The 9,594-nt window shown below is 73.5% G+C and carries 7 protein-coding genes; all 7 read left to right on the top strand.

What is annotated here, in order from left to right:
• The coding region (locus tag GT042_RS02590; protein WP_237530413.1) for a thioesterase domain-containing protein at positions 1 to 995 on the top strand (995 nt) is incomplete at its 5' end.
• Positions 996 to 1,182: 187 nt separating this feature from the next.
• A complete protein-coding gene (locus GT042_RS02585) occupies positions 1,183 to 2,100 on the top strand; it encodes a kinase (protein WP_161307072.1) in 918 nt (305 codons plus the stop codon).
• Position 2,101: 1 nt separating this feature from the next.
• Complete coding sequence (locus tag GT042_RS02580) at positions 2,102 to 3,199, top strand: PLP-dependent cysteine synthase family protein (protein WP_202532261.1); 1,098 nt, start codon at positions 2,102 to 2,104, stop codon at positions 3,197 to 3,199.
• A complete protein-coding gene (gene argH / locus GT042_RS02575; RefSeq protein ID WP_161307071.1) occupies positions 3,196 to 5,961 on the top strand; it encodes an argininosuccinate lyase in 2,766 nt (921 codons plus the stop codon). Before GT042_RS02580 ends, argH begins: the two co-directional genes overlap by 4 nt.
• Positions 5,958 to 7,250: an MFS transporter gene (locus tag GT042_RS02570; protein WP_161307070.1), complete on the top strand. Its 1,293-nt coding sequence runs from the start codon at positions 5,958 to 5,960 to the stop codon at positions 7,248 to 7,250. The genes argH and GT042_RS02570 overlap by 4 nt, the downstream gene beginning before the upstream one ends.
• A 43-nt stretch (positions 7,251 to 7,293) precedes the next feature.
• Positions 7,294 to 8,070: a 4'-phosphopantetheinyl transferase superfamily protein gene (locus GT042_RS02565; RefSeq protein WP_345943657.1), complete on the top strand. Its 777-nt coding sequence runs from the start codon at positions 7,294 to 7,296 to the stop codon at positions 8,068 to 8,070.
• 136 nt (positions 8,071 to 8,206) lie between these two features.
• A partial coding sequence (gene ilvB, locus GT042_RS02560) for a biosynthetic-type acetolactate synthase large subunit (RefSeq protein ID WP_161307069.1) occupies positions 8,207 to 9,594 on the top strand: 1,388 nt, incomplete at its 3' end.

Raw genomic sequence — 9,594 nt, 5'->3', positions numbered from 1 at the left:
TGCCGTCGGTCACCATCGACGACCACTTCTTCCAGCTGGGCGGCCACTCGCTGCTCGCGACCCGGCTGATCGGGCGGATCCGGGCGATCTGGGACACCCCGGTCACCATCAGGGACCTGTTCCAGTACCCGACCCCGGTGCTGCTGGCCGAGCACATCGGCACGAACGCGGCGGGCAACCCGCTGGAGACGGTGCTGCCGATCCGGGCCGCGTCGGGGACGGGCTCCGGCCCGGGGTCCGAGGCTCCGCTGTTCTGCGTGCACCCGATCTCCGGGATGAGCTGGTCGTACGCCGGACTCCTCCGGCACCTCGGTGACGGGCGGCCGCTGATCGGCCTCCAGGCCCGGGAGTTGACGGATCCGTCGGCCCGGCCGGCGGGTGTCGAGGAGATGGCCGACGGGTACGTGGCCGAGATCCGCGCGGTCCAGCCGCACGGCCCGTACCACCTGCTCGGCTGGTCGTTCGGCGGCCTGGTCGCGCACGCGGTCGCGGCCCGGCTGGAGGAGCTGGGCGAGGAGGTGGCCCTGCTCGCGCTGCTGGACTCGTACCCGCTGCCCGACGGCTTCGTGCCACCCGCGATCACCGGGCGGGAGGTGCTGACCGCGCTGCTCGGCGGGCGCGGCGCCGGACTGGACGTACGGTGCGCCGGCACCGTACCGGACGCGGCGGAGCTGGCGACCGTGCTGCGCGCCGAGGATCCGATCCTGGGGGCCCTGGAGCCGGCCCAGGCCGCCGCGGTGGTCGAGGCGACCGCCGGGAACCTGGAGATGCGCTACCGGTACGTCCCCCGGCGGCGGTTCGGCGGCGACATGGTGTTCTTCAACGCCGCCCGCACCCCTGCCGCGGCGAGTGGCGCCGCGTCCTGGGCGCCCCACGTCCTGGGCCACGTCGAGGAGTACGACGTCGACTGCGCGCACTGGGACATGACCGGGGCGGAACCGCTGCGCGAGATAGGAAAGGTGCTGGCCGAGGAGTTGCGGGGGGCGCGCCACTGACGTCCGCCCCACAGGTGCCCGGGACCGCCGACCACGGCGGTCCCGGGCACCTTCGCGTGCGCCCGCGCGTCCGGCGCACCCAATTGCCCGCCGCCTGCCGCTCCTTGTGCCGGGCGGCGGGTTCCGGCCTGCATAGCGTGAAGCCATCCGCAGGTCACGGCTTCACCGGCAACAGAAAGTCAAGGAAATGGTGGATCATTCCGACTGGCGTGTCGGGGTAGCTTCGGCCCCCGTCCATCATGGCGAGATCCTGCAAGGTGTGTTCACCGGTGACGGTGGGCTCACTCGCGGTCTGGTCACTCTGCCCTGCACCATCCACGCGACCCGTGCGACCTTCATCCCCGCCCCCGGCGCCGAGGTCACCGTCACGCCGGACTGGAAGGGCAAGGCGCGGCGCGCGGCGGAACTCGCCGTGCGGGCCGTCACCCCGGCGGACGCCGGGCCCGTGGGCGGTCATCTGGAACTGACCGGGGACGTACCGCTGTGCCGGGGGTTCGGCTCGTCGACGAGCGATGTCCTCGCGGCCATCTGGGCCGTCAAGGACGCGTTCACCAGCCCGCTGCCGCCGCAGGACGTGGCCCGGATCGCGGTGCGCGCGGAGACCGCGTCCGACTCCCTGATGTTCGAGGAGTCGACGGTGCTCTTCGCCCAGCGCGAGGGCACGGTGATCGAGGACTTCGGCTACCGGATGCCGCCGATGCGGGTCCTCGGCTTCGGCGCCCGCCCGGAGAACGACGGGCGGGGCGTGGACACGCTGGCCTTCGCGCCAGCCCGCTACGACCAGGAGGAGATCGGCCTCTTCACCCGGCTCCAGACGATGCTCCGGGAGGCCATCCAGATGAAGGACGTCGCCCTGCTCGGGTCGGTGGCGACGGCCAGCACGGAGATCAACCAGCGTCATCTGCCCATCCCCAAGCTGGATCTGATCCGGAACGTCGCGCGGGACTCCGGAGCGCTCGGGGTGCAGGCGGCGCACAGCGGAGACATCGCGGGGCTGCTCTTCGACCGGGACGACCCCGAGGTCGAGGAACGTACCGGCCTGGCACAGCGCCTCCTGCAAGCGCTCGGAATTCACGAGCAGTGGAACTACACAACGGGTGACTGACATGACGACGACCACGCTCACGACGACGACCCCCACCACCCCGACGACGGCCGCTTCCGCCCCCCTGACGAGGGCTCACTCCTCGATCGTGGAGGCCACCGAGCTGCCCCGCATCATCAAGGTGACCGACAACCTCTACGCGGCGGCCTTCACCCTGATGAAGCTGCTGCCCGCCCGCTACATCCTCGACCGCGCCGAGGCGGCGGGGCTCATCTCCCCCGGCACCCCCGTCATCGAGACGTCCTCGGGCACCTTCGCGCTGGGCCTGGCCATGGTCTGCCGGCTGCGCGGCTACCCGCTGACCATCGTCGGGGACTCGGCCATCGATCGAGACCTGCGGACACGGCTCGAAATGCTCGGCACGACGGTGGAGATCGTCGAGCACACCGGCCAGCCCGGCGGCATCCAGGGCGCGCGGCTCGCCCGCGTGGAGGAGCTGCGCCGCCGGCACCCGGACGCCTTCGTCCCCGGCCAGTACGACAACCCCGACAACCCGGGGGCGTACAGCGTCGTCGCCGACCTGATCGGTGACACCGTCGGCTCCGTCGACTGCCTGGTGGGCCCGGTCGGTTCGGGCGGCTCCACCGGCGGCCTCGCCGCCGCGCTGCGCCCCGCCGACCCCGCGCTGCACCTGGTCGGCGTGGACACCCACGGCAGCATCATCTTCGGCAACCCGGACGGCCCGCGCACCCTGCGCGGCCTCGGCAGCAGCATCCACCCGGGCAACGTCACCCATCGGGCGTACGACGAGGTGCACTGGGTGACGGCCCCCGAGGCGTTCCACGCGACCCACGAGCTGTACCGCGCGCACGGCCTGTTCATGGGCCCGACCAGCGGCGCGTCCTTCCAGGTGGCGTCGTGGTGGGCGGAGCGCAACCCGCGGAGCACGGTGGTGATGGTGCTGCCGGACGAGGGCTACCGCTACCAGTCCACGGTCTACAACGACACCTGGCTGCGTGAGCAGGGCATCGTCCCGGCCCCCGCGCCCGGCGGCCCGCTGACCGTCGAGCACCCGTTGGACGCCACGGCCGGCTGGTCCCGGCTGCTGTGGGCCCGCCGCGGCTTCGACGACGTGGTGATGCCGGCGGTCGGCTCATGAGCGAGCGCCTGCTCCTCCTGGTGGAGAGCAACACGACCGGTACGGGACGGCTGTTCGCGCGGCGCGCGGCCGACCTCGGGGTGGTGCCCGTGCTGCTGTGCGCGGACCCGGGCCGCTACCCGTACGCCGCCGAGGACCGGCTGCGTACGGTCACGGTGGACACCTCGGACGAGGCGGCGCTGTGGGCGACCGTCGTCACGCTGACCGGTGAGGCCGCGGTCGTCGGCGTCCTGACGAGTTCCGAGTACTACGTGCCGACCGCCGCCGCCCTGGCCCGCCGCCTCGGGCTGCCGGGCCCTGACGCGGAGGCCGTACGGGCCTGCCGCGACAAGGCGGAGCAGCGCCGGGCACTGGCCGCCGCCGGGGTGGGGGGGCCGGGCTTCGCCGTGGTCTCCGAGGTCACCGGCGCGCTGGAGGCGGCCCGGGAGATCGGGCTGCCCGTGGTGGTCAAACCGGTGCAGGGCTCCGGGAGTCTGGGCGTACGGCTCTGCGCGGACCTCGACGAGGTCGCCGCGCACGCGGGGACGCTCCTGGCGGCGACCGTGAACGAGCGGGGCGTCGCGGTCCCGGGCCGGATCCTGGTGGAGGAGTACCTGACTGGACCGGAGTTCTCCGTCGAGGTGTTCGGTACGGAAGCGGTCGTGACGGTCGCCAAGCACGTCGGCCCGCTGCCGGTGTTCGTGGAGGTCGGCCATGACGTGCCGGCCCCGCTGCCCGGTGATCGTGACCGCGCCCTGCGCGAGGCGGCGGTGGCCGCCGTACGGGCCCTCGGCCTCGGCTGGGGGGCGGCCCATGTGGAGCTCCGGCTGACCGGGACCGACTCCGGCGCCGTCAGCGTCATCGAGGTCAACCCCCGGCTGGCCGGGGGCATGATCCCCGAACTGGTGCGCAGGGCCTGCGGGATCGACCTGGTCCTCGCCCAGGTGCAGGCCGCGCTCGGCGGCGTACCGGAGCTGGGGCGGGGCGCGTACGCCCGTGCCTCGATCCGGTTCCTGACGTCCGGGCGGGACGGGGTCCTCGCCCCCGCCGCCGTACTGGCGGACGCCGTGGACCGGGCCCGCGCGGTGCCGGACACGGTGGAGGCGGTGCTGTACCGCGCCGAGGGTGAACGGGTGGGCCCCGCCGAGGACTTCCGGGGACGGGTCGGCCATGTCATCGCCGTCGCCGACCACGCGGGGCGGGCCGCCGGGTCCGCCGACCGGGCCGTCGCCCTGCTGGGCGAGGCGGTCTCGTACACGGATCCCTCCCTCGACCCGTACAGCGGAGGCACGCGCGTGACCACCGGAACGGCGGCGGGTACGGGTGCGGCGCGGGGTGTCGACACCGGCCGGCTCAAGGCCGCGCTGGACGCCGAGGCGCACCGCATCGTCTACGACCAGTACCTCGCGGACAGCGCGGGCGACGGTCTCGGCGAGGAGCTGCGCTGCATCAGCGAGGTCGACCGGGCCCACCTGATCATGCTCACCGAGTGCGGGATCGTGGACGCGGGCCGGGCGGCGGCCCTGCTGCGCGCCATCGAGGAGCTGCGTGGGCAGGACTTCGCACCGGTGCGGGCGACGCCCATGCCGCGCGGGGTGTACCTGGCGTACGAGGGCCGCCTCATCGAGCAGTTGGGCGACAGCACGGGCGGCATCCTGCACACGGGCCGGTCGCGCAACGACCTCAACGCCACCACGACCCGGCTGAAGACCCGCACGCCGTACCTGGCGCTGCTGGACGCCGTGGACCGGCTGGCCGGCGTCCTCCTGGCGAAGGCGTCGGAGTACCAGGACGTGATCATGCCCGCGTACACCCACGGGCAGCCTGCCGTCCCGATCAGCTACGGGCACTATCTGGCAGGGGTCGCGGGCGCGGTGCTGCGCGCGTACGAGGCGCTGCTCGACGCGGGCCGTCAGCTCGACGTCAACCCGCTGGGCGCGGGAGCGATCGGCGGGACGTCCGTCCCGATCGACCCCCGGCGCACCGCCGAACTCCTCGGCTTCACGTCGGCCGCGCCCAACTCGGTCGACGCGGTGGCCTCCCGGGACTTCGTCCTGGACCTGCTGTCGGCGTCCGCCGTGCTCGGGGTGACACTGGCCAGGGCCGGGCGCGACCTGAGCACGTGGACGTCGGAGGAGTTCGGACTGCTGCGGGTGGCCGACACCCTCGTCGGGTCCAGCTCGATGATGCCGCAGAAGCGCAACCCGTTCCTGCTCGAACACATCCAGGGCCGGTCCACCGCGAGCCTCGGCGCCTTCGTGTCGGCGGCCTCCGCGATGACGACCGGCGGCTACACCAACGCGGTCGCGGTGGGGACGGAGGCCGTACGCCACCTGTGGCCGGGCCTGAGCGGCACCACCGACGCGGTGACCCTGCTGAGTCTGGTGGTGGCCGGTACGGAACCGGAGCGCGCGCGGATGACGGACCGGGCCGTGGCGGGGTTCACCTCGGCGACGTACCTGGCGGAGCGGCTCGTCCTGGACGGGATGCCGTTCCGGGCCGCGCACCACCTGGTGGGCGAGACGGTCCTCGGCGCCCTGGACTCCGGGCGGTCCCTGGTGGACGCGGCGGAGTCCGGCGGCGTCGGGAACGGCGGGCTGGCGCCCGACCGGGTCGCCGAGGCGTGTGTGCACGGCGGCGGACCGGGCTCCACGGCGGAGGGAATCCGCCAGGCCGACACCCACCACGCCGCCCTGCGGGCGGAGTCGACGGCGCGGCGCGACCGGTGGTCGCACGCCGGGACCCTGCTCTCGCAGGCCGTGCTCAAGGCGGTGACGTCATGACCGCGCAACTGGAGGAACGCCTCCCCGGCGGGGAGCGCGGGCGCCCCCCGCGCGGCGGGCTGCTGGGCCACCGCGACTTCCGGCTCCTGTGGTTCGGCGAGACGACCAACCGCATCGGCATCAACATCACCGCCGTCGCGATGCCGCTGGTGGCGGTCGTGACGCTGAACGCGAGCACGCTCGCGGTGAGTGTGCTGGCCGCCGCGCCCTGGCTGCCCTGGCTGCTGATCGGCCTGCCGGCCGGTGCCTGGGTGGACCGGATGCGGCGCCGGCCGATCATGCTCCTGTGCAACCTGACACCGCTGCTGCTCCTGGCGAGCGTCCCGGTGGCCGCGTGGCTCGGTGTCCTGACGATGACCCACCTGCTGGTGGTGGCGCTGCTCAACGGTTTCGCGGCGGTGTTCTTCGGGATCTCGTACAAGGTGTACGTGCCGTCCATCGTCGACCGCGAGGACCTCCAGGAGGCCAACGCCAAGCTCCAGGGCAGCGAGTCGGTCGCCCAGGTCGCCGGGCTCGGCGGCGGCGGTCTGCTGGCGCAGGCGTTCGGCGCGGCCTCCGGGCTGCTCGTCAACGCGGGGACGTTCCTGGTCTCGGCGCTGTGCCTGCTCGCCATCCGCAGCAGGGAACCCGTCCCGGAGAAACCGAAGGAACGCCCCGCGCTGCGGCAGGACATCAAGGAAGGGCTCCAATACGCGCTCAGGGACCCGTACCTGCGTGTCCTCACCGCGTACGGCACCGCCACCAACCTGCTCCTGACGGCCCAGTCGGCGATCCTGCCGATCTTCATCATCCGGGAACTCGGGGTGCCCGAGGGCGCGACCGGCTGGCTCCTCGCCTCCAGCAGTGTCGGCGGGATCCTCGGCGCCACCACCGCCAAACACCTCACCGCCCGGTTCGGCACGGCCCGCGGCCTGCTGGTGGCCACCGCCGCCAGTGCCCCGTTCGCCCTGCTCATCCCGCTGGCCGGGCGGGACTGGACCCTGTCCGCGCTGGTCGCGGGGAGCGCGATCCTGGCGCTGGGCGTCGTGCTCGCCAATGTGATCCAGGGGGCGTTCCGCCAGCGGTACTGCCCGCCGCAGCTGCTCGGCCGCATCTCGGCCAGCATCTCGGTCGCCAACTTCGGCGCGATTCCCTTCGGTTCCCTGCTCGGCGGGATCCTCGGCACCGCCCTCGGCCTGCGGCCCACCCTGTGGCTGCTGGGCGCGGGGCTCGCCCTGACCCCGCTGCTGCTCCTGATCGGCCCCATGCGCGGACGGCGGGACCTGCCGGCCGCGCCGGAGCCGGCGTGAGACCCGACCCGCACGTCCCCTCCGTACGAACAGGAGAGACCCCGTGGAACACACCCTGCCGTGGGTCGTCCGTGAGCTGCCACCCCCCGGCTCACCGGCCCTCTGGCTGCTGAGGGTCTCGGATGTCCCCACCGGCATCCTGGACGACCAGGTGCTCGACGCGACCGAGCGCCGGCGCGCCGCCACCCTTATGCGCGCCGAGGACCGTACCCGGTTCACGGCCGCGCACGTCGCCCTCCGCCGGCTGCTCGGCTCCTACCTGAGCCTGCGGCCCGAGGACATCCACTTCGGCCGGGACACCTGCCCCTGCTGCGGTGGGCCGCACGGCCGCCCGACCGTTCTCGACACGGACCACGAGCTGTTCTTCTCCCTGTCCCACCGGGGCGACCTGGCCCTCGTCGGTACGGCGGCGGCCCCCATCGGGGTCGACGTCGAACTGGTGTCGGACCAGGAGAGCACCGCCGAGCTGGCCGCGATGCTCCACGTCGACGAGCAGGCCGAACTGGCAGCGCTGGCACCGGAGTTACGGCCCCGGGCGCTGGCCCGGCTGTGGACCCGCAAGGAGGCCTACCTGAAGGGCCTCGGTACGGGCCTGGGCCGCGACCCCGCCCTCGACTACGTCGGCTCGGGCGGCCCGCGGGGCCCGTACCCGCCGTCCGGCTGGACCCTGCTGGACGTTCCGGTGGACCGGGGCTACGCGGCGGCGATAGCGGTACGGGGCACGCTCGACGTCGGCGGTCCCACCGTCAACAGGCTCTCCGTCCTCGATGTCGTACAGCACACCTGGGAGGCACCGCTGGCGGTGGGAAAGCCGCCCTGATCCCCGCGCACGGTCCGTCGGGCGCACCGCTCCGGTGCCCACCCGGCGGTGGGCACGCACCTCCCGGCCGCCTCCGCGCGGCCCCCGAACACCGGAACGACCTCGCCACCACCCCTACGGACTTTGGGAACCGACGATGCCAGACACCGTGCAGCAGACCCCCGCGGCCCTCCTCCCGCCCCTGCGGGTCCGTACCACCGCGCAGCCCGCCACCGCCGTCGAGCAGGTGACCGGGGCGCAGGCCCTCATCCGCTCGCTCGAAGAGGTCGGCGCGGACACCGTGTTCGGCATCCCCGGCGGTTCCATCCTCCCCGCGTACGACCCGATGATGGACTCGACCCGGCTGCGCCACGTGCTGGTCCGGCACGAGCAGGGGGCCGGCCACGCGGCCACCGGGTACGCCCAGGCGACCGGCAAGGTCGGGGTGTGCATGGCGACCTCGGGACCCGGCGCCACCAATCTGGTCACCCCGATCGCGGACGCGCACATGGACTCGGTGCCGCTCGTCGCGATCACCGGCCAGGTCTCCTCCAAGGCGATCGGCACCGACGCCTTCCAGGAGGCGGACATCGTCGGCATCACGATGCCGATCACCAAGCACAACTTCCTGGTCAGGAACGCCGAGGACATCCCCAGAACCATCGCGGAGGCGTTCCACATCGCGGCGACGGGCCGCCCAGGACCCGTCCTGGTCGACATCGCCAAGGACGCCCTCCAGGCCCGTACGACCTTCAGCTGGCCGCCCGTCAAGGAGTTGGCCGGCTACCGCCCGATCACCCGCCCGCACCCGGGGCAGCTCAGGGAGGCCGCCCGGCTCCTGACCACGTCCCGGCGGCCGGTGCTGTACGTGGGCGGGGGCGTCCTCAAGGCCCGCGCGACGGCGGAGCTGCGCATCCTCGCCGAGCTGACCGGGGCGCCCGTGGTCACCACCCTCATGGCGCTCGGCGCGTTCCCCGGCAGCCACCCGCAGCACGTGGGCATGCCGGGCATGCACGGGGACGTCGCGGCGGTCACGGCCCTCCAGAAGGCCGACCTGATCGTCGCGCTGGGCACCCGTTTCGACGACCGGGTCACGGGCAAGCTGGACAGCTTCGCGCCGTACGCCAAGGTCGTGCACGCCGACATCGACCCGGCGGAGATCTCCAAGAACCGGCTCGCGGACGTCCCCATCGTCGGGGACGCCCGTGAGGTGCTCGCCGGCCTGGCCGCGGCCGTACGCGCGGAACACGAGGACGGGCGGTACGGCGCGTACGCGGAGTGGTGGCGGGACCTGGACCGCTGGCGCGCCACCTACCGCCGCGGCTACGAGCCGGCCGCCGACCCGGGGCTGCTCCTGCCGCAGCAGGTCATCGAACGGGTCGGCCAACTCGCCCCGGAGGGAACGCTGTTCGCCTCCGGCGTCGGCCAGCACCAGATGTGGGCGGCGCAGTTCCTCCCGCACGAGGAGCCGGGCACCTGGTTCAACTCGGGGGGCGCGGGGACCATGGGGTACGCGGTGCCCGCCGCGATGGGCGCGAAGGCCGG

This window comes from Streptomyces sp. SID3212, assembly GCF_009865405.1.
Lineage (GTDB): Bacteria > Actinomycetota > Actinomycetes > Streptomycetales > Streptomycetaceae > Streptomyces.
Note: the sequence above shows the minus strand (reverse complement) of the source record. Positions and strands in the feature narration are given on the sequence as shown.

Coding starts and splice junctions, on each gene's coding strand:
- argH (WP_161307071.1), top strand. CDS start 3,196: ATGAGCGAGCGCCTGCTCCTCCTGGTGGAGAGCAACACGACCGGTACG.
- GT042_RS02580 (WP_202532261.1), top strand. CDS start 2,102: ATGACGACGACCACGCTCACGACGACGACCCCCACCACCCCGACGACG.
- GT042_RS02570 (WP_161307070.1), top strand. CDS start 5,958: ATGACCGCGCAACTGGAGGAACGCCTCCCCGGCGGGGAGCGCGGGCGC.
- GT042_RS02585 (WP_161307072.1), top strand. CDS start 1,183: ATGGTGGATCATTCCGACTGGCGTGTCGGGGTAGCTTCGGCCCCCGTC.